General features: G+C 63.8%; 24 protein-coding genes and 1 tRNA gene. 12 read left to right on the top strand and 13 right to left on the bottom strand.

The features are described from left to right. Nucleotides 1–18: 18 nt before the first annotated feature. Entirely contained in the window at nucleotides 19–1,110 is a 1,092-nt protein-coding gene (locus CK224_RS22380; protein ID WP_095783264.1) for a COX15/CtaA family protein, read from the bottom strand. Between the two features lie 153 nt (nucleotides 1,111–1,263). On the opposite strand from CK224_RS22380, the gene CK224_RS22375 reads away from it, so the two are divergent. Both CK224_RS22375 and CK224_RS22370 read left to right on the top strand, forming a co-directional pair. After that, on the top strand, nucleotides 1,264–1,479 hold the full coding sequence (locus CK224_RS22375; RefSeq protein WP_067000821.1) for a DUF2842 domain-containing protein: 216 nt from the start codon (nucleotides 1,264–1,266) through the stop codon (nucleotides 1,477–1,479). Nucleotides 1,480–1,572: 93 nt separating this feature from the next. After that, nucleotides 1,573–1,977 carry a hypothetical protein gene (locus CK224_RS22370; RefSeq protein WP_067000818.1) on the top strand — a complete coding sequence of 135 codons (405 nt, stop codon included), beginning with the start codon at nucleotides 1,573–1,575 and terminating at the stop codon, nucleotides 1,975–1,977. 12 nt (nucleotides 1,978–1,989) lie between these two features. On the opposite strand, the gene CK224_RS22365 is transcribed toward CK224_RS22370, so the two are convergent. Next, nucleotides 1,990–3,048 (bottom strand): polysaccharide deacetylase family protein, encoded by a 1,059-nt coding sequence (locus tag CK224_RS22365; protein ID WP_095783263.1) that lies wholly within the window; start codon nucleotides 3,046–3,048, stop codon nucleotides 1,990–1,992. A gap of 81 nt (nucleotides 3,049–3,129) precedes the next feature. Here CK224_RS22365 and CK224_RS22360 point away from each other — a divergent pair, with 81 nt between their 5' ends. Further along, on the top strand, nucleotides 3,130–4,359 hold the full coding sequence (locus CK224_RS22360; protein WP_095783262.1) for a GNAT family N-acetyltransferase: 1,230 nt from the start codon (nucleotides 3,130–3,132) through the stop codon (nucleotides 4,357–4,359). 55 nt (nucleotides 4,360–4,414) lie between these two features. On the opposite strand, the gene CK224_RS22355 is transcribed toward CK224_RS22360, so the two are convergent. Continuing rightward, entirely contained in the window at nucleotides 4,415–6,619 is a 2,205-nt protein-coding gene (locus CK224_RS22355; protein ID WP_095783261.1) for an exopolysaccharide transport family protein, read from the bottom strand. Between the two features lie 263 nt (nucleotides 6,620–6,882). On the opposite strand from CK224_RS22355, the gene CK224_RS22350 reads away from it, so the two are divergent. The 5 genes from CK224_RS22350 (at nucleotide 6,883) to CK224_RS22330 (ending at nucleotide 11,699) form a co-directional block, all read left to right on the top strand. Further along, nucleotides 6,883–7,446, top strand: coding sequence for a polysaccharide biosynthesis/export family protein (locus tag CK224_RS22350; protein ID WP_095783260.1), 564 nt, complete (start codon nucleotides 6,883–6,885; stop codon nucleotides 7,444–7,446). Nucleotides 7,447–7,454: 8 nt separating this feature from the next. Continuing rightward, nucleotides 7,455–8,585, top strand: a complete 1,131-nt coding sequence (locus CK224_RS22345; RefSeq protein WP_095783259.1) for a glycosyltransferase family 4 protein — start codon at nucleotides 7,455–7,457, stop codon at nucleotides 8,583–8,585. Nucleotides 8,586–8,722: 137 nt separating this feature from the next. Further along, entirely contained in the window at nucleotides 8,723–10,255 is a 1,533-nt protein-coding gene (locus tag CK224_RS22340; RefSeq protein WP_095783258.1) for an undecaprenyl-phosphate glucose phosphotransferase, read from the top strand. Between the two features lie 65 nt (nucleotides 10,256–10,320). After that, nucleotides 10,321–11,568 (top strand): O-antigen ligase family protein, encoded by a 1,248-nt coding sequence (locus CK224_RS22335; protein ID WP_095783316.1) that lies wholly within the window; start codon nucleotides 10,321–10,323, stop codon nucleotides 11,566–11,568. A 54-nt stretch (nucleotides 11,569–11,622) separates the two neighbouring features. Further along, nucleotides 11,623–11,699, top strand: a tRNA-Pro gene (locus tag CK224_RS22330). Between the two features lie 43 nt (nucleotides 11,700–11,742). Here the strand turns inward: CK224_RS22330 and CK224_RS22325 are convergent. After that, complete coding sequence (locus CK224_RS22325) at nucleotides 11,743–12,201, bottom strand: YbaK/EbsC family protein (protein ID WP_095778701.1); 459 nt, start codon at nucleotides 12,199–12,201, stop codon at nucleotides 11,743–11,745. A gap of 176 nt (nucleotides 12,202–12,377) precedes the next feature. Beyond that, nucleotides 12,378–12,644 (bottom strand): helix-turn-helix transcriptional regulator, encoded by a 267-nt coding sequence (locus CK224_RS22320; RefSeq protein WP_095778649.1) that lies wholly within the window; start codon nucleotides 12,642–12,644, stop codon nucleotides 12,378–12,380. 304 nt (nucleotides 12,645–12,948) lie between these two features. Here CK224_RS22320 and CK224_RS22315 point away from each other — a divergent pair, with 304 nt between their 5' ends. The 3 genes from CK224_RS22315 (at nucleotide 12,949) to CK224_RS22305 (ending at nucleotide 14,638) form a co-directional block, all read left to right on the top strand. After that, the gene (locus tag CK224_RS22315; RefSeq protein WP_095783257.1) at nucleotides 12,949–13,548 is read left to right on the top strand and encodes a hypothetical protein; all 600 of its coding nucleotides are present in this window, start codon (nucleotides 12,949–12,951) and stop codon (nucleotides 13,546–13,548) included. A 228-nt stretch (nucleotides 13,549–13,776) separates the two neighbouring features. Beyond that, nucleotides 13,777–13,971, top strand: coding sequence for a hypothetical protein (locus tag CK224_RS30875; protein ID WP_127246941.1), 195 nt, complete (start codon nucleotides 13,777–13,779; stop codon nucleotides 13,969–13,971). A 406-nt stretch (nucleotides 13,972–14,377) separates the two neighbouring features. Next, a complete protein-coding gene (locus CK224_RS22305; protein ID WP_067000787.1) occupies nucleotides 14,378–14,638 on the top strand; it encodes a hypothetical protein in 261 nt (86 codons plus the stop codon). Between the two features lie 105 nt (nucleotides 14,639–14,743). Here the strand turns inward: CK224_RS22305 and CK224_RS22300 are convergent, their stop codons facing one another. The 7 genes from CK224_RS22300 to CK224_RS22270 form a co-directional block, all read right to left on the bottom strand. Continuing rightward, entirely contained in the window at nucleotides 14,744–15,046 is a 303-nt protein-coding gene (locus tag CK224_RS22300) for a DUF883 family protein (RefSeq protein ID WP_095778647.1), read from the bottom strand. A gap of 105 nt (nucleotides 15,047–15,151) precedes the next feature. Further along, entirely contained in the window at nucleotides 15,152–15,691 is a 540-nt protein-coding gene (locus CK224_RS22295) for a MerR family transcriptional regulator (protein ID WP_067000781.1), read from the bottom strand. Between the two features lie 125 nt (nucleotides 15,692–15,816). Further along, a complete protein-coding gene (locus CK224_RS22290) occupies nucleotides 15,817–16,140 on the bottom strand; it encodes an integration host factor subunit alpha (protein WP_067000778.1) in 324 nt (107 codons plus the stop codon). Between the two features lie 102 nt (nucleotides 16,141–16,242). Next, a complete protein-coding gene (locus tag CK224_RS22285; protein ID WP_067000775.1) occupies nucleotides 16,243–17,214 on the bottom strand; it encodes a beta-ketoacyl-ACP synthase III in 972 nt (323 codons plus the stop codon). Nucleotides 17,215–17,223: 9 nt separating this feature from the next. Continuing rightward, complete coding sequence (gene plsX / locus CK224_RS22280; RefSeq protein WP_067000757.1) at nucleotides 17,224–18,294, bottom strand: phosphate acyltransferase PlsX; 1,071 nt, start codon at nucleotides 18,292–18,294, stop codon at nucleotides 17,224–17,226. A gap of 130 nt (nucleotides 18,295–18,424) precedes the next feature. Next, on the bottom strand, nucleotides 18,425–18,973 hold the full coding sequence (locus tag CK224_RS22275; protein ID WP_095783256.1) for a DUF177 domain-containing protein: 549 nt from the start codon (nucleotides 18,971–18,973) through the stop codon (nucleotides 18,425–18,427). 11 nt (nucleotides 18,974–18,984) lie between these two features. Continuing rightward, on the bottom strand, nucleotides 18,985–19,527 hold the full coding sequence (locus tag CK224_RS22270) for a ubiquinol-cytochrome C chaperone family protein (protein ID WP_095783255.1): 543 nt from the start codon (nucleotides 19,525–19,527) through the stop codon (nucleotides 18,985–18,987). 117 nt (nucleotides 19,528–19,644) lie between these two features. Here CK224_RS22270 and CK224_RS22265 point away from each other — a divergent pair, with 117 nt between their 5' ends. Further along, complete coding sequence (locus CK224_RS22265; protein ID WP_067000750.1) at nucleotides 19,645–20,160, top strand: outer membrane protein assembly factor BamE; 516 nt, start codon at nucleotides 19,645–19,647, stop codon at nucleotides 20,158–20,160. A gap of 132 nt (nucleotides 20,161–20,292) precedes the next feature. Here CK224_RS22265 and CK224_RS22260 read toward each other — a convergent pair whose 3' ends face one another. Then, nucleotides 20,293–22,434: a sodium-translocating pyrophosphatase gene (locus tag CK224_RS22260; protein WP_095783254.1), complete on the bottom strand. Its 2,142-nt coding sequence runs from the start codon at nucleotides 22,432–22,434 to the stop codon at nucleotides 20,293–20,295. Between the last annotated feature and the right edge of the window lie 26 nt (nucleotides 22,435–22,460).

Here is a 22,460-nt window from a genome sequence, read left to right as displayed (position 1 = left end):
CGATGCGCAAGGCGCGCCTCAGCCTTTGACGGCGATCTCGGTGGGCAGCGGATAGGCACCCTTGGTGCCGCGCCAGTGCGCGGCGGCGAAGCCGAGCACGATCAGCGCGACGCCTTGATGGGTGAGCGCCATGTGCAGCGGCACCTGCATCAAAAGCGTGCCGATGCCGATCGAGGCCTGCGCCAGCACCAGCAGGAACAGCAGCGTGGCGCGGCGGGCATGCGTGGTGCCGGGCTGACGCCGCCAGGTGGCGATCATGTGCCAGAGCGCCACCGCAAAGAGCGTGTAAGCGCCGAGCCGGTGCACGAACTGCACAGTCTTCGGGTTCTCGAAGAAATTCAGCCAGGCAGGTTTCAAGAGCAGGAGATCGGCCGGGATCACCTTGCCGTCCATCAGCGGCCAGGTGTTGTAGGAGAGGCCGGCGTGGAGGCCGGCAACCAGGCCGCCGAGATAGATCTGGATCAGTGCCAAGAGCACGATCGCGCCGGCAAGCCGCTGGGTCGAGCGGTCGGCGGCGCGCTCGGAGTGCGGCGCCAATCCTCGCGCGACAACCATGGTGGCGGTGAAGATTAGCGCCGCGAGCGTCAGATGCGTCGCCAGCCGGTACTGGCTGACCGAGACACGGTCGACTAGACCCGAGGCCACCATCCACCAGCCGATGGCCCCCTGCAGGCCGCCGAGCAGAAGTATACCTAGAAGCTTCGGCCCGAGGCCGCGTTCGATGCGGCGCGTCGCCCAGAAGAACAACAGCGGCAATGCGAAGACCGCGCCGGCGCTGCGGGCGAGGATGCGGTGCACCCATTCCCACCAGAAGAGCGACTTGAAAGCTTCTAAGCTCATGCCCTTGTTGAGCTCTGTATATTGGGGGATCTGCTGGTAGCGCTGGAACTCTTCCTGCCATTCGGCATCGTTGAGCGGCGGGATCACGCCATGGATCGGCTGCCATTCGGTGATCGACAGGCCGGAACCGGTGAGCCTTGTGGCGCCGCCGACCAGCACCAGCGCGGCCAGCACGACCAGCACCAAATAAAGCCAGCCGCGCACCAGCGCGCGGTTGTGGAGATCGCGATCGCGGGCGGCGTATGGGGCCGTGGTGGTTATGGCGGCCATGGGGGTTTCCCGGCAGTTGAAAATCGCGGGATTGGTGGACCATGGCCGCCCGGCTGGCAAGACCGGACAGCGCGGCACGCCGTCGCGCCGGCCCACGGCGGTTGCGCCCGCTCCCCAATCGGCCTAAGCGAAGCGGGTCAACGGGACCGCGACATGCCCATTCGCCTGAGAAAGCTGATCGGAACCATCCTGCTGGTGGCGCTGGTCGTCATCTACGCGCTGATCGCCTCGGCCATCGCGGTCACAAGGCTCGCCGAATACGGCTCCTTGGCGCATTTCCTGTTCTTCCTGCTCAGCGGCCTGTTCTGGGTGCTGCCGGCGATGGGCATCATCAAATGGCTGATCCTGGAGCCGCCTCAGAAGGGCTGAGCGCGGCCGCGCTAACGCTAACGTGATTCATACGTGATTGCGCATTGGGACTAACTTGCCTGGCTTGACCGCATGGCAGGGAGGGCTTGCGTCATGCCAAAAGCCTCGTTCGCGGGATTGATCCTGATCATCGCCTGCATGGCGGCCTCGATGGCAGCCGCCGAAACCATCAACGTGTCGGACGATCATGGCGGCAGCGTCGCCGCGTACAGCCAGCGCTGGAAGGGGCTCGCCGCGCGCGGCGTCAATGTCCGCATCGTCGGCAAATGCCAGTCGGCCTGCACGGTGCTGCTCGGCTACATTCCCCGCAGCCGCATCTGCGTGATGCCTGCGGCAAGCTTCGGCTTCCATCTGGCGCACCGCACCGACATGACCGCCGTCTTGTGGAATGCCTATGCTGCCGACATCCGAGGCTGGATCAACGCGCATGGCGGGCTTGCGTCGCAGCTCAAATGGATGAGCGCGCCGGACACCTACCGCTATTTCCACAGATGCTGACGCCCCTTCGGGCTAAATGGTGACGACCGTCTTGCCGGCATTGGCGAGCGGCGTGGTCACACCCGACAACATCGTGCGGATATGGGCGACGCTCTGGTAGCGGCCGTTGACGGAGATGCGCGGCAGCGCATGCAGGAAACCGGCATGCTCGGCTCTCAGGACGCCATGCCGGGTCGTCACCGCCGAGACATAGCCGGCATCACGAGCGAAGCCGACCTCGCGGCAGCCGACCGCGCTGGGATAACCGTAGGGGTAAGCGAAGTGGCGCGGCTCTGCGCCCAGCCGTTCCATGAGGATACGGCGGACGTCGCCGATCTCGTGACGCGCTTCCGCCTCGGACAACCGCTTGAGGTTGCGGTGGTTGACGGTGTGCGCGCCGATCGTCACCAGCGGATGGGCGGCCACCTTGCGAATCTCATCCCAGCTCATCAGGGTGCCGGGGCGGCCGGTGCCGAGCTCGATGCCGTTGGAGCGCGCCAGTTCACGCAGCGCGGCGCCCTGCTCTTCCTCCGGGACCTCCAGGGTCAACCACGCGTTCAGCCTTGCAATGGTCTGGATCTTTCGGCCGGGTGTCGAGCAATCGACGACCGTCGATCCTCTCGCAGTCTTCAGCGTCAGGTGCGAGCCGGTGTCGACGATATCCTCGATGACTTCCCACCACAGGTCGACGGCACCGTCGATCAGGCCGGGCGCGACATAGATGGTGATCGGCGCACCGTGCTTCTCCAATACCGGCAGCGCCTCCGTCATGTTGTCGCGATAGGCATCGTCGGCGGTGATGGTGGCGAACTGGCCGTGTTTGCCGCCCGCTTCGATGCGTTCGATCGCTTCATCAAGGGCAACAAAGGCATAGCCCCTTTCCTTCATGTCGGCGATCAGCTTGTCGAGGAAGGCAGGGGCGATGTTCAGATGGCGATTGACGCTGTTCGGCTTCTCGGGCGTCGCGGTCACGCGATGCAACATCAAGATGGCACCGATGCCGCCGACAAACGGCCTCGCCAGCGGAGCGAGACCGGTGTAGCGGGCAACGTTCAACGCCAGCTTCCGGATTGCCTCGGCCCCGTCGATCATTCCTTCACCTTTTGCGCCTAGGCTCATCCAAGGACCTACGCGAACCCCAGGTTGCAACCAATACGTCTTAAGGATTGAGGGATGGTTGACGCCGCCGCGTCATTTGACGGCAATCGCGTCGCTGCCAACGAAGCGCCGGCGCGTGCGCCTGCCTCGAGCCGAGGCAGACTGACGGCGGCGGTGACCGACGGCACCGGTCTTGCGGGCTATGCAGAATTCTGCGCTTCGGCGCTGTTTGCTCCGGCGCAGAGCGCGTCCTGGGTGAGCAACTGGGCGGCCAAGACCGAAGCCGATATGGCGGTCGCCACGCTAAGCATCGAGGGTCGACCGGCTCTTTCGCTGGCGCTGGAAGTGGTCCGAAACGGCCCGTTCCGCGTCGCTCGTTTCGCCGGCGGACGTCATGCCAACGGCAATTTCCCCGCAACCGACCCGCGGCTTTTGCCTGCTTTCGACGTTCCTGCGATCCGCTCCCTGCTCTCGTCAATCGCCACGGCACGGCCCGACATCGACCTCGTTTCGCTGGAGCGGCTGCTGCCCGATCTCGACGGCACCGCCAACCCGCTCGCCGCGTTGCCCAATTTTCCGAGCCCTAACCTTGCGCTGGCCGTCGACCTCGATGGCGGCTTCGACGCGCTGCTCAGCCGCGCGAGCGGCAAGCGGAAGCGCAAGAAGCACCGCTCGCAGACGCGCAAGTTCGAGGCCGTCGGCAGCTTCCGCCGTAGCGAGGGGCGAAGCCGCAAGGAGGTCGACAGGTTGCTCGACGCCTTCTTCGACATGAAGCAGGCGCGCTTCGCCAAGATGGGCATCGCCAACGTGTTCGGCGATGAAGGCGTGCGCGCCTTCTTCCGGGCGCTGTTTGCCGATGCGCTTGCCGAGCAGGAGCCATCCTTCCTGCTGCACGGGCTGGAGGTAGCGGGAAAACTTCGCGCCGTTACCGGCACCAGCCGCTCAGGCAAGCGCCTGATCTGCGAGTTCGGCGCGATCGCCGAGGATGATCTCGCCTTCACCAGCCCTGGCGACTTCCTGTTCTTCGACAACATCCAGGAAGCCTGCGAGCAAGGCTTCGACCTCTATGATTTCTCGGTCGGCGACGAGCCCTACAAGCGGCTCTGGTGCGACATCGAGGTCCAGCATTTCGAGGTGCTGATGCCGCTGACGCTGAAAGGTCGCGTGCTAGCCACAGGGTTACGGCAAGGCGCGCGGGCGAAGGCCTTCATCAAGAACAGTCCGACGGTGTGGAAACTGACCAAGAGCTTGCGCCGGAAGGCTGCCGGACAGGCCGCCCCTATTGTTGCCGAGGACGACGCCTGACCGTCGTCCGCCAGCGCGAGACTCAAAATCCGAGCGCTTCGCGGGCGATATGTGTTCAGGCTGCCGACCGGCGTCCGGGCAATGGATCTCCCGGTTCATGGCCAACCGGCGTGACCAGCGTGACATCCGGATAGCCGTTCTCGATCAGCTTGACCGCCGCCTGCGTCACCTCGTCATCGGCTTCAAGCATCGACAGGAAGACTTCCGTGCCATCGCCGACCAGTCGGCCAATGCCTTGTGCGTCGGCAGGGCCGCATTCGACAACGACGAGGTCGTAAGCCGTGGTCAGCGACTGCATGATGATCGGCAGCCGGTCGGCGGCGCGCATGGCGCGGATAGGATCGGCGGTACCGACCGGAATCACATGCGCGTCCGAATAGAGATCGGGATGGATGACGTCGCTGAACTGCGCCTCGGAGGCCAGCAGATTGGTGATGCCGGGAAGCAGTCCGCTGTCCAGCATCGGGCGCGAGGCGGCGCCCGAGGCGGTGAGATCGAGCAGGAGCACCCGGAGGCCCGCATCCGACACTTCGCGCGCCACCAGCACGGCGGTGGCGGCGGCCTCGTCGCCTTCCGGGGAGACAAAGATGGCGCGCGCGGCACCCGAGGCAATCAGCTTTTCCGCCGCCTTCTCGACATCGATCTCGCCAAGCCTCGGCTGCCATGACCGGCGCGCTTCGGGCTGTGCCGGGTCTGGTGGATCTACCGGCTCGGCAGGCGCTGCCTCCATGACGGTGCCCTGCCCGATCCGCTCGTCAGCGACCGAATCGTCGCTAGCTTCATCCTCGGCATCGGCGAGCGCCGGTTCGGTGCGCGCCACCGGCATCGCCACCTGTTCGATCGGCTCGAATCGGGCTCCGGCGGCCGGACGCATGGCACGGCCGGAGAACAATTCCCTCAGAAGCGTGCTGATCGCCATCAGCAGCAGCGACGCGGCGGCGGCGGCACCAGTGATCGGGCCGATCTTCGGGAAATACGGTTCGGTCGGCACCTGTGCTTTGGAAAGCAGACGGGCGTCGACCGGCAGATAGTTGCGGTCCGCGCGCGAGGCCGCCTCGCGGTAGCTTGCCATATAGGATTCGAGCTGCTGGCGCTGGGCATTGGCGTCGCGCTGCAGCGCATCGAGCTCCACCTGCTGCTCGCCGGCGCGGGCCGAAGCGGCTTTCAGCGTGTTGACCTCCTGGACCAGCTGGTCCTCGCGAGCCTTGGCGGTCTGTGCCTGAGTCGCCAATCCCTTGAGGATCTTCTGCGCCTCGTTGCGGATCTGGCCGTTGAGATCGGCAAGCTGCGACTTCAGCGCCCGGATGCGAGGATGGTTGTCGAGCAGCGTCGTCGACAGATCGGCAATATTGGTCCTGAGCTCTACCTGCCGCTCGAGCAGGCGCTGGATCAGCTCGGAAGACAGAACTTCCGGCACGCTGTCCAGCGTGCCGCCATTCTGCAGCGCCTTGCGCACGCTGTCGGCGGTCGCCTCTGCGGCGGCGCGATTGGCGCGCACCCGGGAAAGCTCGCTCGACAGTTCCGAGAGCTGCTGCGTCGCGAGCACCGAATTGTTGCCGCCCATCAACAGGTCGGATTGCGCGCGATAGGCGGCAACCTTGGCTTCGGCATCCTTCACCCGATTCTGCAGATCGGTGATTTCCGGGCCGAGGAAGCCTGTGGCGGCGGTGTTCGATTCCATCTTCGCACTGCCTTTTGAGGCAAGGTAGGCCTGCGCAATGGCGTCCGCGACCTGGGCGGCGAGCTGCGGATTGTTCGAGGAGAACTCAACGGCAATTACGCGGGATTTTTCAACGCCGTAGACGTTGAGCTTATCGTGCATTGCCTTGAGCACGCGCTCTTCCGGCGGGATGTCGAAGGGGTCGCTCTTCAGGCCGACAAGCACAAGCGCGCGACTGAACGGCGACATCTTCAACGCTTCGTCGAATTCCGGCAATTTTTCCAGGTTGAGGTCCGAGGCAACCTTCTTGAGGATATCGGGCGAGGATATGATCTGGACTTCAGTGGCTACAGCCTCCTCATCGGTCGCCGGCTTGTCGTCGCTGGTTGTGCCGGCCGGCCGAGTGAAGACCGATTCGCGCGACCCGATCTCCAGCTTGGCCACTGCCTTATATTGCGGCGTCGCCAGCCAGGCGAAGGCAAACGCCAGCCCGGTCACGACAAGCGTGACGAGAACAATGCGCAGCCAATTCCTCGCTAGGCTGGCGAAGAGCTGTCTCAGGTCGACATCGACATCTGCGGCCGCGGACTGAACGGACATGCATCCTGCTCCGAACTTTGAGTCGAGGATGGACCGTAAACAACTATGGTAACTCAGCCGTTAAGATCAGGATGCGTACTTATTAGAACGCACTCAAAGAACGTCCTGCGAAAGCAATAGAACAATTGGCCTTTTTGCCAGCAGCCGATGAGTCTAAGGCCCATCCTTTACCGACCATTAACCCTAACAGGATGATAACGGGCGCACTTCCTGGGGTTGGCCGCCTCACCGGTGGCGAGAGCGACGAAGGTTCGTGTCCGATCATGAAAAGCACTGCTCATTTTTTTCGCGCCATGCTCGCCTTGTCGCTGCTTACCGGCTGTTCCAGCTACCGGCCGGCGCCCGCCGCCTTTCATGAAGTGCTCGACCAGCCATACAGACTCGGCGCCGGCGACCGGATCCGCGTCACGGTGTTCGAGCAGGACGGGCTGACCAACACCTACAGCGTCGACCAATCCGGCTACATCTCCTTCCCGCTCGTCGGCGCCGTGCCGGCGCGCGGCCACACCGCCCAGCAGCTCGAAAAGGAAATCGCCGATAAATTGCGCCAGGGATATCTGCGCGATCCCGACGTCTCGGTCGAGATCGACCGCTACCGGCCGATCTTCGTCATGGGCGAAGTCGGCGCCGCAGGGCAATATTCCTATGTGCCGGGATTGACGGTGCAGAAGGCGATCGCGATCGCCGGCGGCTTCACACCGCGCGCCAACCAGGAAAGCGTCGACATCACCCGCGACATCAACGGCAAGGTGATGACCGGCAGGGTGCAGACATCCGATCCACTCCTGCCCGGCGACACCGTCTACGTCCGCGAACGCTTGTTCTGACAATCAACGTGGCGGCTCACCTCCGGATCGTCCACTGCTTCCGCTCACCTGTCGGGGGAATCTTCCGGCATGTGCGCGACCTGACCGAGGCGCAGGTCGCCGCCGGCCATTCCGTGGGCATCGTGTGCGATTCAACCACGGGCGGCGACTATGAGGAGCGGCTGTTCGGAGCGATGAAGGAGCGCCTGGCGCTCGGCATCCATCGCACGCCCATGCAGCGCCATATCGGACCGGGCGACATCGCCGCGGCCTGGCGCACCTATCAAATCATCAAGGAATTGCGGCCGGACGTGCTGCACGGGCATGGCGCCAAGGGTGGCGCCTATGCCCGTCTGTTCGGCTCACTGTTGCGGGTTTCAAGGTCTCGCGTGGCCCGCCTTTATTCGCCGCATGGCGGCTCGCTGCACTATGACGAAACGACGGCCACCGGAAAGCTGTTCTTCGCGCTGGAGCGTTTCATGGCCCGCTTCAGCGACTGCCTTCTGTTCGTTTCCGATTATGAGCGGACAACCTATCGACGGAAGGTCGGCGAGCCGCCCATCCCCAACAGGCTGGTCTATAACGGCCTGCGGGCCGTGGAGTTCGAACCGGTGGCGCCGGCGGCCGATGCGGCCGATCTCATATACATCGGCATGATGCGCGATCTCAAAGGCCCGGACATCTTCATCGATGCGCTGGCGCGGGCCGGCAGGGAGCTCGGCCGCCGGGTAAGCGCGGTGATGGTCGGCGCCGGCGACGACCTGCCACGCTACCACGCGCAGGTGGAGCGACTCGGACTGAAGGGCCATGTCCGTTTCCTGCCGCCGATGCCGGCCAGAGAAGCCTTCGCCCTGGCCGAGCTGATCGTCGTCCCGTCCCGCGCGGAAGCAATGCCCTATATCGTGCTCGAGGCGCTGGCAGCCGGCATGCCGATGATTGCCACCGCCGTGGGCGGCATTCCCGAGATCTTCGGCGAAGACTCCCCTGCCCTGATCCGACCCGATGCCCGCCAACTTGCCGACAGGCTCAGAACGGCTCTCGACGATCGCGGCGCCTACCGCAAGCTGATGCCGCAAAACCCCGAGTTGAAGGCGCGATTCGGGGCCGACGTGATGGCGGCCGAGATCGAGAAGGCTTACTTCGCGGCGCTAAAGCTTTAGAATTTACTAATCTGCAATAGGCGTGAAAAACCGCCAGTCGTCGCAAGCAACAATACGCATTCAAAGCCACCTGTTGTTTCAAGGCTTTCTTAGCTCTCTTTTGCTATTCACTCGCGCGAAGCTCGCGGACAATCCCCATGAACGAGATCGACCCCGCGCACCGCTTTTCGATGGAAGCGGTGCGCAAATTCGACGGCCCGACCGAAGCTCAAGTGCCCGGCATCAATGACGTGGCGCGACAGGTCGCCTCGCAGTACCGGCGCGATACAATGTCGCCGATCATGGTCAGCGGTGTGCTGCGCATGGTCGAATTCGCCGTGCTCTTCCTGTCAGGCATCTGCCTCTATTTCTACTATGTCGGCTTCTTCAACTATCTCGCCTGGCAATATCCGCTGACGATCGCGGCAGCTTCGTTCCTGGCGGTGGTGCTGCTTGACGTCAGCGACAGCTACCAGATCGCGGCGCTGATGCGCCCCCTCGCCAATTTCGGCCGCGTGCTCCTCGTCTGGGCCGGCACCTTCGCGCTGATGGCTCTCACGGCCTTCGCCATGAAGGCCTCGGAGGACTATTCGCGCCTCCTGTTCGGCAGCTGGTTCGTGGTCGGCTTCGTGCTGATCTTCGGGCTCAGACTGGTGATGTCCAGGCTGATTAGGCGCTGGGCGCGCGACGGGCGCATGGAGCGCCGCGCGCTCATCGTCGGCGGCGGCAAGTCGGCCGAAATGCTGATCCGCTCGGTCGAGAAGCAGCCGTACAACGACATTCGCATCTGCGGCATCTTCGACGATCGCGGCGACAAGCGCTCGCCGCCGATCGTCGCCGGCTACCCGAAGCTCGGCACCATTTCCGAGCTGATCGAGTTCGCCCGCATCGCCCGCATCGACATGCTGATCGTGTCTCTGCCGCTGACGGCGGAATCGCGCGTGCTGCAGCTTTTGAAGAAGCTGTGGGTTCTGCCGGTCGACATCCGGCTCTCGGCGCATTCCAACGCGCTGCAGTTCCGCCCGCGCGCCTATTCCTACATCGGCTCGGTGCCGATGCTCGACATTTTCGACAAGCCGATCAACGACTGGGACTCGGTCGCCAAGCGCAGCTTCGACATCATCTTCTCGCTTGTCGGCATCATCGTATTCTCGCCGGTGATGCTCGCCACCGCGATCGCCATCAAGCTCGACAGCAAGGGGCCGGTGCTGTTCAAGCAGAAGCGCCACGGCTTCAACAACGAGGTCATCGAGGTCTACAAGTTCAGGTCGATGTATACCGACAGGTCCGACCCGACCGCCAAGCAGACGGTGACCAAGAACGACCCGCGCGTCACCCGCGTCGGCCGCTTCATCCGCAAGACCTCGGTCGACGAGCTGCCGCAGTTCTTCAACTCGCTGTTCGGCTCGCTGTCGCTGGTCGGGCCGCGCCCGCATGCGATCGCCGCCCAATCGCACAACCTGCTCTACAACGAGGTGGTCGACGGCTATTTCGCCCGCCACAAGGTCAAGCCGGGCGTCACCGGCTGGGCGCAGATCAACGGCTGGCGCGGCGAGATGGACACCAATGAAAAGATCCGCATGCGCACGGAATACGATCTCTACTACATCGAGAACTGGTCGATGCTGTTCGACCTGCGCATCCTGTTCCTGACGCCCGTCCGCCTGCTCAACACGGAAAACGCCTATTGAGCGCGCTCGCGCAGGAGTTGCCGGCGGACGCGGTCAGCAAGTTGCCGCCTCAGGCGGTCAACCAGTTGCCGCCTCAGGCGGTCAACGCAAAGCTGATCGCGCTGATCTCGTCGGCCGCTATCGTCGTCGGCATCCTGCTTTCCGGCTTCGTCATCAGCGAGCCGGCACCCTACGAGCTCTACATGGCCGGGCTGATCGCCGTCTGGGCGCTGTTCGGCCTCAGAATATCGCGAGCGATATTGCCGCTGCTGGTGCTGTTGGTGGCGATGAACATCGGCGGCATGATCGCGATGACGCAGATGGCGGATCTCGCCAACACGCCGCTCTATCTGGCGGTCTCGCTGTTTCTCGCCTTCAGCGCGGTCTTCTTCGCCTCGGTGACATCGGTCCAGCCTGACCTCTACCGGCTGATCTTCATCGCCTATGTGGCCTCGGCTGTGGCGACCTCGCTGCTCGGCATCGCCGGCTACTTCCATGCCTTTCCGGGCGCGGAGATGTTCACAAAATACGACCGCGCCGCCGGCGCCTTTCAGGACCCGAACGTGTTCGGTCCGTTCCTGGTGCTGCCCGGCACCTACCTGCTTTATCTGCTCTTGACCGGCCCGGTATCGCGCATGCCGCTTCTGGCGGTGCCGCTATTGATCATCACCGCCGGCATCTTCTTCTCCTTCTCGCGCGGCGCCTGGGGCATGTTCGCGGTTTCGGCGGTGCTGCTCACCGCTTGCCTCTTCCTGCAGAGCGCCAGCGGCATGTTCCGCCTGCGGGTCGTGGTGATGACGATCGCCGCGCTCGCGCTGCTGATCATCGCCATCCTCGTCATCCTGCAGCTGCCCGGCGTGTCGGACATGTTCACCCAGCGCGCGCATCTCGAGCAAAGCTACGATACCGCGCGCCTCGGCCGCTTCGCACGCTATACGATCGGCTTCCAGCTGGCACTGGAACACCCGTTCGGCATCGGCCCGCTGGTCTTCGGCACGATCTACGGCGAGGACACGCACGACATCTGGCTGAAGGCGCTGATGGACTATGGCTGGCTGGGCTTCGTCTCGTTCCTGACGCTAACCCTGTGGACGATCTGCGCCGGCTTCCGCATCCTCCTTCGCGCTCGTCCCTGGCAGCCCTATCTGCTTTGCGCCTATGTCGCCTATCTCGGCAATATCGGGCTCGGCACCTTCATCGACATCGATCACTGGCGCCATCTCTATCTGCTGCTCGGGCTGATCTGGGGCGCGATCGCGCTGGAATACCGGCACCAGAAGGAATTGCGGTTGGCGCGCGCCCTCCCTGCTGCGGCACTGTCATCGGCGAATTAGCCGCCGAATTCGGTTGACCCGCACGGGGTTATCACGATACATCGCCACCCGGTCCGGAGTGTAGCGCAGCCCGGTAGCGCACTTGACTGGGGGTCAAGGGGTCGTCGGTTCGAATCCGGCCACTCCGACCATTTTTCAAGCCTGAGACTTGTCCCCAGAAGTCCTCTCCAATCCCTACTGGCACACGTCGACCCATTTGGCGTCGACAAGTTCGGCCATCCGCTGCGGCGAAATCCGCACGGCGGCATTCGTCGCGCCGGCGGCGGGAACGACCTCGTCGAAGGCCCGCAGCGTCACATCGCAAAAGACCGGCAGCGGCGCCGGCAGACCGAAGGGGCAGACGCCGCCCGGCGGGTGGCTGGTCGCGGCAAGCACCTGTTCGCCGTCGAGCATGCGCGGCTTGCCGCCGAGCGTGTCCTTGCATTTGCGGTTGTCGAGCCTGGCAGTGCCGCTGGTCACGACCAGCATGGTCTCCTCGCCGACGCGCAGGCAGATGGTCTTGGCGATCTGCGCCGGCAGCACGCCATGGGCGTCGGCCGCCAGTGCCACGGTCGCCGAGCTCGCTTCGGTGACCAGCACCTCGATGTCGGGAGCATGTTCGGCAAAGAAGGCGCGGACCGATTCCAAGCTCATGAGCGAAACCTCAATCAGGCATGTTGGCCACTCGATGCCGCCGAATCGTGGCAGCGGCCGGGATTGCCGCATGGCGCGCTGGCAGTTGGCAAGGGCCAGGGGACCATCTGTGGAAGGCGCAAAAAGCCCGCCAGGGAGGGCCATGGCGGGCTTTTTTCGCGGACGCTTCGGCGTCTCTATTGCTGTGTGGGCCGATTCTCTTCGGTCGGCATCATGATCAATTCCTCTTCCGGCACTTGCAGCGCGGAAGCGATACGCCTGAGCTTGGCGGGGTCGGCATCCTTGCCGTCCTCGATGTCGACGATCTCGCCCACGGCCAGGCCGCAGGTCAAGGAAAGCTCCTCAATCGTATATCCCCTCGTTTCGCGGACGGCTTTCAGCGGATTGAGGCCGGACGCGGCAATGATGTTGTTGGAAACAGCGCTTCTTGCGGTGTTGGGCATGGCAACTCCTTGGGATGAAACAACACAGATGAAATGTGGCGTTGCCTGAGACGGGCGGGAGAATGGCCGTTAACGGATGATTTGCCAAGAGGCCGTTTTGGCCGTCACGCCATCGTGACCGTGGTCATCGGCTGGGAGCCGAGGCCGCAGGCCACCGACATGTAAGGTGGCGCGAAGCCCAATCAAGATCTTTTGAAGCGCCAAAGGCCGCACCCGCCGGCATTTAGCCCACTCCGATTCGTTAGCTCTCCGTCGCTTGCCGGAAGGCGGGCGACGCCAGCCCCTTTGAAGAGGATCGGATTCCATGAAACTGAAGCTATTCGCTATCGTACTCGGCATGATTTCAGGCTTTGCGGGCGCCGCTCAGGCGGACACCGTGCGCTTGCGCGGCACGGTGGTCGACCTCGCCGGTACGACGCTGACGGTGAAAGCCCGCGACGGCAAGACCGAAACGATCACCCTTTCCCCCGACTGGATGATCTCCGGTGTCGCCAAGGCGTCGGCCGCCGATATCAACCAGGGCGATTTCCTCGGCATCGCATCGGTGTCCAAGGCCGACGGCGGCAGCGGCGCGCTGGAAGTAGTGATCTTCCCGGCGGCGTTAAAGGGAACCGGAGAAGGCGACCGCGATTGGGATTTGCAGCCCAACAGCCGAATGACCAACGGCACTGTCGCCGACGTGACCGAGGTCAACGGCAGGACCGTGACGCTGACCTACAGCAATGGCCAGAAGAAAGAGATCGCCATCCCGCAATCGACGCCGATCGTGAAATTCGCGCCCGCTGCGCCTGCGGATCTCAAGCCAGGCATGACCGTGTTCGTCAGCGCCGAGCGCGGCAGCGGCGGCAAGCTCGTTTCGCGCCGGGTGGTGGTCGGCAATCATGGCGTGGCTCCGCCGATGTGAGGCGCGCAGCTGACGCATCAGGCTCGAAAAGCATGATGTCGAGCCGTCCATGCGCGCCCGCAAGAGCGCGCGGCGCGATCGTGGTTCGCCAGAAACAATCCAGAAACAAAAATCTACAGTCCGGAAAAAGTGTCGAAAAAATCCAGGAGGATAGTGCCGATCGCGGGGCTTGGGTCACCGATTTGGTCCGGTGAACTCCGGAACGCCCGCGTAAAAGGAAACGAAATCATGAAGAAGTCCCTCCTCTCCGCGCTCGGGCTGGCTCTGGCCCTGGCATTCACCATGCCGATCCTCGGCACGACCAGCGCCGATGCGGCCCCGGTGGTAAAGCACCACCATCACAAGCATCATCGCCGGCACCATCATCATCATCACCACCACCATCATCACCACCATAAGAAGGTGGTTGAGAAGAAGGCCTGATCCTTCCCACCTGCCGATGGGAAGACAGGCCTTCATTGTATTGGTCGCGCAAGTCTTCCCATCGGAATTTTTCGCTTCGTGAGACAAGCCTCTCCTTCGAGCACCCGCTGTCCCCTGATGAGCGCGCAGCCGGGTTCGATCGCTTGTCAAGCGGTCCCGACCTCTTGCCGCATCAAGCCGCCACTGCCCAACGAGCGCTTAGCGCCGCCGGCAAATTCGGCACCTACGGTAAACGCTGAACCCTGACACCTTCACAGCAATGCTCGCCAGGCGACAAAAATCGCGCGGGCCATGAACCTTTCCATTGGAGGCCGCACCAAGCGGTCATGGACGCCACGAAGGCGTTCCTCAACCCGACCGGGACGCCAGAAAGCGATCCCAACAACCAATGGAAGGAAATGCTCAAATGACCAACTTCAAGCGTATCTCGCTCGCCGCCGCCTTCGTCGTCTCGGCTTTCGGCTCGGTTTCCGCGCCGGCCTTTGCCGGCACGCATCCGACCGGCGACGGCGGTGCGGTCTGCAAAGGCTCCGGCTCCTGTCTGGTGCTGCAGCTCGACTGTAAGGGCACCTACACCGACGCCACCGATAAGAACGGCACCGTCTACGGCAAGTGCAGCCAGGTCATGAAGGTCGATCCTAAGAGCCGGATCAAGCTCGCGAACTGATCGAAGCCGGAGCCCACTCCATCCCGATTCCATCCGGTTGGACTCTCGTGCTGACGGAATGGCGGCCGGCGCGAACGGTCGCCATTTCTGTTTCGCAGCCCGGAGTCAGCGCCGGCTGATCAGAAGGCCGGCAAGCAGGCCGACCACGACCAGTCCGACGGCGGCCACGGTGGCCGGATGCTCGCGCGCGGTGTGCTCGAGCGCCCTGCCCCGGCGCCTGATTGCCGGCAGCGCCTCGTGAAAGCGGTCGGCGAGCTGCGAATAATAATCGGACGCCGCCTCGCGGCCGTCCTCGTAATAGGTGTCGCCGCGTTTTGCCAAGGCTTTCCTGACATCGTCAAGTTGACGCGAGAGCGCCGCGACCTGCCTGTCCAGATCGAGATCGGAAAGGGTCGAAAACCACGCCATGCCTGATGTCCTTCTCTTGCAGAGAAGGGCTAACGCATGGATGCCACAGCAGTTCCGGCTGTCAGGGACGCCGGCCGTCCAAGCCGCGGGAGCGGCAACCGAAGCTCAACGCACCTGGTCGAGCAGGCGCTTGCACTCCAGAAGGTCGAAGAGTGCCTCCTGCAGCAAGGCCCGGTTGTCGCGCGACAATTTCGAGGAGTCCGGCTGCACGGGACCTTCGTCGTCTCCCTTGCCAAGGCCGAAGAAACGGCGGCTGGGCTTCACCTTGGGCTGACCGACCAGCGCATCCTCGTCGCCGCGCGGCTGGGCAGCCGCGGTCAGCGGCACCTGCTCGGCCTGGCGGCGCTGCGCGATCGCCTCGACGGCTGCCATGTCGCCATTGCCGATCGCGACCAGGAAATGGTTGCCGTTCTCGCGCAACAGCTTCTGCACGCCTTTGATCGTATAGCCCTGATCATAAAGCATGTGCCGGATGCCCTTGATCAGTTCGACATCCTGCGGCCGGTAGTAACGGCGGCCGCCACCACGCTTCATCGGCTTGATCTGGTTGAAACGGGTTTCCCAGAAACGCAGCACGTGCTGCGGCAGGTCGAGATCTTCCGCAACCTCGCTGATGGTACGGAAAGCATCGGGGCTCTTGTCCATGGGCGAATCCTCACGCTGGACCGCAATCCGGAGTTGATCCGAATCGCACCTTATTTCAGCGGTTTATGAAGCGATATTCAAGCCCGGCGTCAAAGGGGCCGCGGTTTTCAACCGGCATTCGAGGGTTACTTGACGCCCTTGGCCTTGCTGTTCTGGTGCGAACGCAAGATGCGGTTCTTCAGCACGTTCGAGGATTTGAAGGTCATCACGCGGCGCGGCAGGATCGGCACTTCTTCGCCGGTTTTGGGATTGCGGCCGATGCGCTCATTCTTGGAGCGGACATGGAAAGTCGCGAAGGAAGACAGCTTCACCGTCTCGCCGCGAACGATGGCTTCGCAAATCTCATCCAGGACGGCCTCGACCAACTCGGCCGATTCAGTTCGCGACAAACCAACCTTGCGGTAAACGGCTTCGGCTAGGTCGGCACGCGTCAGTGTCTTTCCCCCCATGCGACCGTCCCATCAGCTCAAAAACATAAATCGATACAGGCAGCGGCAGAGCCTAAGTAATTGATCCGGCAAGGTCAAGGACCGAACCCCCGCGTTCGGCACTTACCAGCGCAGCAACACCGCGCCCCAGGTAAAACCCCCGCCCATCGCCTCGAGCAGAACAAGGTCGCCCTTCTTGATGCGGCCGTCGGCGACGGCCACCGACAAAGCGAGCGGCACGGAGGCAGCCGAGGTATTACCGTGCAAATCGACGGTGACCACGACTTTCTCTTCGGCTATCCCGAGCTTCTTGGCGGAAGCGTCAATGATCCGTTTATTGGCCTGATGCGGCACGAACCAGTCGAGGTCTTCCGCCGTGATGCCGGCCTCGGCGAAAGTGGCCTCGATAACGTCGGTGATCATGCCGACCGCGTGCTTGAAGACCTCGCGGCCTTCCATCTTGAGATGGCCGACCGTTCCCGTGGTGGACGGGCCGCCGTCGACGAAGAGTTTTTCCTTGTGGACGCCATCCGAACGCAGGCTGGCGGCCAGCACGCCGCGATCGGCGATGTTGCCAGCCCCTTTCGCCGCTTCGAGCACCACGGCGCCGGCGCCATCGCCAAACAGCACGCAGGTCGAGCGGTCGCTCCAGTCGAGGATGCGCGAGAAGGTTTCGGAGCCGATCACCAGGACGCGTTTTGCCAGCCCGCCGCGGATATAGAGATCGGCGGTGGCGACCGCATAGACGAAGCCGGAACACACGGCCTGCATGTCGAAGGCGAAGCCGTGATGCATGCCGAGGCGGTTCTGGATTTCGACAGCCGTCGCCGGGAACGTGTTATTGGGCGTCGAAGTCGCCAGCACGATCAGGTCGATATCGGCTGGCGTCAGGCCGGCGCTGTCGAGCGCGGCGCGCGCCGCCGCCTCGCCCAGCGAGGCCGTCGTCTCGTCATCGGCCGCGACGTGGCGCTGGCGAATGCCGGTGCGCTGGACGATCCACTCGTCGGAGGTCTCGACCATGCCTTCGAAATCGGCATTCTTCATGATGCGGCGGGGCAGCGCGGCACCGTTGCCGCGCACAACTGATCTGATCAAGGTTCGTTCCTATTCCTCGGCCTCGACGGCGACGCCGGATTTCCTGTTTGCCTGGGCAGTCGGATTGCGCGCATGGAACAGATCGAGATCGGCCTCGATCCGGTCAAGCAGATTGTTGCGCACCATGTCGTAGCCGAGCTCGATCGCCGCGGCAAAGCCATCCGAATCGGCACCGCCATGGCTCTTCACCACAATGCCGTTCAGGCCCAGAAAGACGCCGCCATTGGAGCGGCCGACATCCATCTTTTCGCGCAGCCGGTCGAAGGCACCTTTGGCAAACACGTAGCCGATCCTGGCCATCAGCGTGCGGCTCATGGCGGCCCGCAAATAGCCCGCGATCTGCCTTGCCGTGCCCTCGGCGGTCTTAAGTGCGATGTTGCCGGCAAAGCCCTCGGTGACGACCACGTCGACCGTGCCCTTGCCGATGTCGTCGCCCTCGACGAAGCCGCGATAGTTCATCGAGGCCATGTTGGCCTCGCGCAGCATGCGCCCGGCCTCCTTGACCTCCTCCTGGCCCTTGATCTCCTCGACGCCGACATTGAGCAGGCCGACGCTCGGCCGCTCGATACCGAACACCGAGCGCGCCATTCCGGTGCCCAAGATGGCGAAATCGACGAGCTGATGCGCATCCGCGCCGATGGTGGCGCCGACATCGAGCACCACGCTCTCGCCGCGCGTCGTCGGCCAAAGCGCCGCGATCGCCGGGCGGTCGATGGTGGCCATGGTGCGCAGGCAGAATTTCGACATCGCCATCAACGCGCCGGTGTTGCCGGCCGAGATGCAGGCCTGCGCGGCGCCGTTCTTCACCGCCTCGACCGCTTTCCACATCGACGATTTCCAGCGGCCGTGGCGCAGCGCCTGGCTCGGCTTGTCGTCCATCCTGACAGCGATCTCGCAATGGACGAACTCGCTCACCTCGGCGAGCTTGGGAAACTTGGCCAGTTCGGGACGCACGGCGTCCTCGCGGCCATAGATGACGAAACGGATGTCAGGGCGGCGGATGGCGACCGTCATCAGCGCGGGGATGACGACGCCTGGTCCGTGATCCCCGCCCATGGCATCGATGGAAATCCTGATCACGCGGTGTTTTTCTCACGGTTTGCCTGGCTAGCGGCGGGCGCCTGCCGAGGTAAGGGGGCTCGCGAAGGTTCGGCGAAAATAGCGGTTTTGGGCTGCCGCACAACCAACTTTTCCAAAATCCAGGCCGCCTTCAGGATTTTCCGAGCAGCGAACGCAGCTTTTTCTGGAATTCGCTTTCCTCGGGCTGATCGTCACCCGCGCCCTCGAGCGAGGCGCCGGGTTTGCGCGGATAAGGGTCGATCGCCAGGCCGAAAAACTGCTCGGCGAGCGCCCCGACATCGATGGTGTCGCCGGAAAAAGTTTCCGGGCTGTCGGGCCCGTCAGCGTCGAGGACGATCTCGCCGCCGCCGTCGAAGCCTTCGCGTCCGAGTTTCGACTGCTCCGGCAAGAACAGCGCCTCGACGGGCTCGTCGATGTGAGCCGCGACCGGATCGAGTGTGACGATGCAGGCCTGGGTGATGTCGGCCTCGACGCGGCCGCTGACCTTGACGCCGTTGCGTTTCCAGGACGCCACCAAGAGCTCGGCGCGATAGCTCTCGACGGAAAGCAGGTCATGTTCGGCGGCAAGCGCAGTGCGCTGCCTTTCGTCGGCCTCGATTGCAACCGGCAAACCGTTTTGCGGCAGGCGGGCGACATTGGCGACAAAGGATACGGGGCTCTGCGGTTCGGCGTGCTTCATTCTCGCCTCCTTCAGGCGGCTCCGGCGGCCGGGAAAGCGACGACGCCGGCCATGATCGATTCGGTCGGCTGAGCGGCAAGCTGCCCGGTCGCCGCGCCAACATAATTCGCCAGCAGCGACGCCTCAGGCCATTCGCCGGCATCGGGCCTGACATTGCGGGCGAGCGCCGCGGCAAGCGCCGCGCCGTCGTCGTCCCGCAAGGCTTCGTCGTAGGCCGCGGTGCGGCCATAGAACATCTTTGCCAGCTTCTTCATGCGCTTCGGCACGCCGACATCGCTGATGCCGAGTTCCCTCAGCGAATGGTCGACATCGAGGAAGAACTCGTCGATCAGCACCTGAGCGATCTCGGCCGCGGCTCCGCCCTCGCCGCGCAGCCGGTGCTGGATCAGGTACATATGGAGCGACAGCATCTCGAAGCGGCCGAGCGGCGTATCCGGCACATTCCAGTCGGAATAAAACACCGTTTGCCGCGCCGCCGCCACGATTTGTGCGTAGAGCGCCTCGGTGATGGCGCGGTTGGCGTGACGTTCGCGACCAAAAAGGCGCTGGAACATTGAGGGTGGTCTCCCGGGGACCTTTTGTTTGATTTGGCCTTGTTGCATCGGCATGCAAGCTGGTTTACCGGTTTTGCGGCCCAGCGCAAGCTGCGGGGATGTGATGGAGAATTGTTGTTGGGTGCGCTGAAATTCAAGTCGTTTTTCATGCCTGTGCGGGCGGGCGTGGCCACTCTGCTGGTGGCGGTATCCGCGCTTTCCGCCTGCAATTCGTCCAAGATGTTCGGTGATCTGCGTCCGAGCGAGACGCTGACGAAAGGCTACGTCATCGACCAGGCGGCGATCGACTCGGTGCCGGTCGGATCGAGTCGCGAGCAGGTTCTTCTTGCGCTGGGCACGCCGTCGACGACGGCGACCTTCGACAACGAGGCGTTCTATTACATCTCGCAGACGCGCAAGCGCTACGTCGCCTTCGACAACCCGCGCATCGTCGACCAGCATGTGCTGGCGGTCTATTTCGGCGCCGACGGCCGCGTCACCCAGATCGCCAATTACGGCCTGAAGGACGGCAAGGTCTTCGACTTCATCTCGAGGACGACGCCGACGGGCGGCAAGGACCAGAACTTCCTCAGCCAGATCATCAACGGCGCCAGCAAGCTGGCGCCCGGCATCCCGGGCGGCGGCACGCCCTGAGTTCGCTGTCAGCGACGTCCACGGACCAAGACCCGCCGAATCCGCTTCGGCGGGTTTTTGTTTTGCCGAAACGGCTTGGCCGTAAACAAAACCCGCGGGATCGCTCCCGCGGGTCACTTGGTAGAACGTGGCTCAGCCGTGCGCGAGCACGGCCAGGAGCAGCAGCGCCACGATATTGGTGATCTTGATCGCCGGATTGACCGCCGGGCCGGCGGTGTCCTTGTAGGGATCGCCGACGGTGTCGCCGGTGACCGAGGCCTTATGCGCCTCGGAGCCCTTCAGGTGCTTGACGCCATTCTTGTCGGTAAAGCCGTCCTCGAACGACTTCTTGGCGTTGTCCCAGGCGCCGCCGCCGGAGGTCATCGAGACGGCGACGAAGAGGCCGTTGACGATGACGCCGAGCAGCGAGGCGCCAAGGGCCGCGAAGGCCGAGGCCTTCGAGCCCGAGATCAGGAGCACGCCGAAATAGACGACGAGCGGCGCCAGCACCGGCAGCAGCGACGGGATGATCATTTCCCGGATTGCTGCCCGGGTCAGCAGGTCGACGGCGCGCGCGTAGTTCGGTTTCGAGGTTCCGGCCATAATGCCTTTATCCTCGCGGAACTGCTTGCGCACTTCCTCGACGATCGAGCCCGCCGCGCGGCCGACGGCGGTCATGGCGATGCCGCCGAACAGATACGGAATGAGGCCGCCAAAGATCAGGCCGGCAACGACATACGGGTTGGAAAGGTCGAAGGAGATCTCGCCCATGCCCTGGAAGTACGGGTACTTGTCGCCATTGGCGGCAAAGAACCTGAGGTCGTTCGAATAGGCCGCGAACAACACCAGCGCGCCGAGGCCGGCGGAGCCGATGGCATAGCCCTTGGTCACGGCCTTGGTGGTGTTGCCGACCGCGTCGAGCGCGTCGGTGGAGTGGCGCACTTCCTTGGGCAGGCCCGACATTTCGGCGATGCCGCCGGCATTGTCGGTGACCGGGCCGAAGGCGTCGAGCGCCACGATCATGCCGGCGAGCCCGAGCATGGTGGTGACGGCGATGGCCGTTCCGAACAGGCCGCCAAGCTGGTAGGTGGCGATGATGCCGCCGACGATGACGATGGCCGGCAGCGCCGTCGATTCCAAGGAGACCGCGAGGCCCTGGATGACGTTGGTGCCGTGGCCGGTCACCGAGGCCTGGGCGATCGAATTCACCGGGCGCTTGTTGGTGCCGGTGTAGTATTCGGTGATCACCACGATGAGGCCGGTCACCAGAAGACCGATCAGGCCGCAGATGAACAGGTTCTTGCCGGTGATGGCGATGCCGGCAACGGTGCCGACCTCTCCCCAACCGAGCGTCGCCGAAGTGGCGACGGCCAGGCCGACGATCGACAGCAGGCCGGTGACGATCAGGCCCTTGTAGAGGGCGCCCATGATCGAGCCGTTGGAGCCTAGCTTGACGAAGAAGGTGCCGACGATCGACGTCAGGATGCAGGCGCCGCAAATGGCGAGCGGATAGAGCATGGCGGCGCCCAGCACCGCCGTGCCGCCGAAGAAGATTGCGGCCAGAACCATGGTGGCGACGACCGTCACCGCATAGGTCTCGAACAGGTCCGCGGCCATGCCGGCGCAGTCGCCGACATTGTCGCCGACATTGTCGGCGATGGTGGCCGGGTTGCGCGGATCGTCTTCCGGAATGCCGGCTTCCACCTTGCCGACGAGGTCGCCGCCGACGTCGGCGCCCTTGGTGAAGATGCCGCCGCCGAGACGGGCGAAGATCGAGATCAGCGAGGCGCCGAAGCCGAGCGAGACCAGCGCGTCGATGACGACGCGGTCGTTCGGCTGCAGGCCCATCGGGCCGGTCAGGATGAGGTAGTAGATGGAGACGCCGAGCAGCGCCAGGCCCGCCACCAGCAGGCCGGTGATGGCGCCCGACTTGAAGGCGATGTCGAGGCCGGCGGCGAGGCTGTTGGAAGCGGCCTGCGCGGTGCGGACATTGGCGCGCACCGAGACATGCATGCCGATGAATCCGGCAGCGCCCGAAAGCACCGCGCCGATCAGGAAGCCGATCGCGGACGTGATGGAGAGCAGCCACCAGGCGAGAAGAAGCACGACGATGCCGACGACGGCGATGGTGGTGTACTGGCGCGCCAGATAGGCTTGAGCACCTTCGCGAATGGCGGCGGAGATTTCCTGCATGCGCTGGTTGCCCTGATCGGACGCCAGGACCGATCGTGTCGCCCAGATGGCGTACAGGACTGACAGCAAGCCGCAGGCGATGACGGCGGTAATGATGGTCATTGCCGGATTTTCCTCGATTGATGGCC

The sequence above is a fragment of the Mesorhizobium sp. WSM3862 genome (assembly GCF_002294985.1).
Classification (GTDB): domain Bacteria; phylum Pseudomonadota; class Alphaproteobacteria; order Rhizobiales; family Rhizobiaceae; genus Mesorhizobium.
The sequence above is the reverse complement of the archived record's forward strand: the minus strand, read 5'-3'. Positions and strand labels throughout refer to the sequence as shown.

Bases quoted from the DNA above. Each gene is read 5' to 3' on its own strand.
- CK224_RS22380 (WP_095783264.1), bottom strand. From the start codon at position 1,110: ATGGCCGCCATAACCACCACGGCCCCATACGCCGCCCGCGATCGCGAT.
- CK224_RS22375 (WP_067000821.1), top strand. From the start codon at position 1,264: ATGCCCATTCGCCTGAGAAAGCTGATCGGAACCATCCTGCTGGTGGCG.
- CK224_RS22370 (WP_067000818.1), top strand. From the start codon at position 1,573: ATGCCAAAAGCCTCGTTCGCGGGATTGATCCTGATCATCGCCTGCATG.
- CK224_RS22365 (WP_095783263.1), bottom strand. From the start codon at position 3,048: ATGATCGACGGGGCCGAGGCAATCCGGAAGCTGGCGTTGAACGTTGCC.
- CK224_RS22360 (WP_095783262.1), top strand. From the start codon at position 3,130: ATGGTTGACGCCGCCGCGTCATTTGACGGCAATCGCGTCGCTGCCAAC.
- CK224_RS22355 (WP_095783261.1), bottom strand. From the start codon at position 6,619: ATGTCCGTTCAGTCCGCGGCCGCAGATGTCGATGTCGACCTGAGACAG.
- CK224_RS22350 (WP_095783260.1), top strand. From the start codon at position 6,883: ATGAAAAGCACTGCTCATTTTTTTCGCGCCATGCTCGCCTTGTCGCTG.
- CK224_RS22340 (WP_095783258.1), top strand. From the start codon at position 8,723: ATGAACGAGATCGACCCCGCGCACCGCTTTTCGATGGAAGCGGTGCGC.
- CK224_RS22325 (WP_095778701.1), bottom strand. From the start codon at position 12,201: ATGAGCTTGGAATCGGTCCGCGCCTTCTTTGCCGAACATGCTCCCGAC.
- CK224_RS22320 (WP_095778649.1), bottom strand. From the start codon at position 12,644: ATGCCCAACACCGCAAGAAGCGCTGTTTCCAACAACATCATTGCCGCG.
- CK224_RS22315 (WP_095783257.1), top strand. From the start codon at position 12,949: ATGAAACTGAAGCTATTCGCTATCGTACTCGGCATGATTTCAGGCTTT.
- CK224_RS30875 (WP_127246941.1), top strand. From the start codon at position 13,777: ATGAAGAAGTCCCTCCTCTCCGCGCTCGGGCTGGCTCTGGCCCTGGCA.
- CK224_RS22305 (WP_067000787.1), top strand. From the start codon at position 14,378: ATGACCAACTTCAAGCGTATCTCGCTCGCCGCCGCCTTCGTCGTCTCG.
- CK224_RS22300 (WP_095778647.1), bottom strand. From the start codon at position 15,046: ATGGCGTGGTTTTCGACCCTTTCCGATCTCGATCTGGACAGGCAGGTC.
- CK224_RS22295 (WP_067000781.1), bottom strand. From the start codon at position 15,691: ATGGACAAGAGCCCCGATGCTTTCCGTACCATCAGCGAGGTTGCGGAA.
- CK224_RS22290 (WP_067000778.1), bottom strand. From the start codon at position 16,140: ATGGGGGGAAAGACACTGACGCGTGCCGACCTAGCCGAAGCCGTTTAC.
- CK224_RS22275 (WP_095783256.1), bottom strand. From the start codon at position 18,973: ATGAAGCACGCCGAACCGCAGAGCCCCGTATCCTTTGTCGCCAATGTC.
- CK224_RS22270 (WP_095783255.1), bottom strand. From the start codon at position 19,527: ATGTTCCAGCGCCTTTTTGGTCGCGAACGTCACGCCAACCGCGCCATC.
- CK224_RS22260 (WP_095783254.1), bottom strand. From the start codon at position 22,434: ATGACCATCATTACCGCCGTCATCGCCTGCGGCTTGCTGTCAGTCCTG.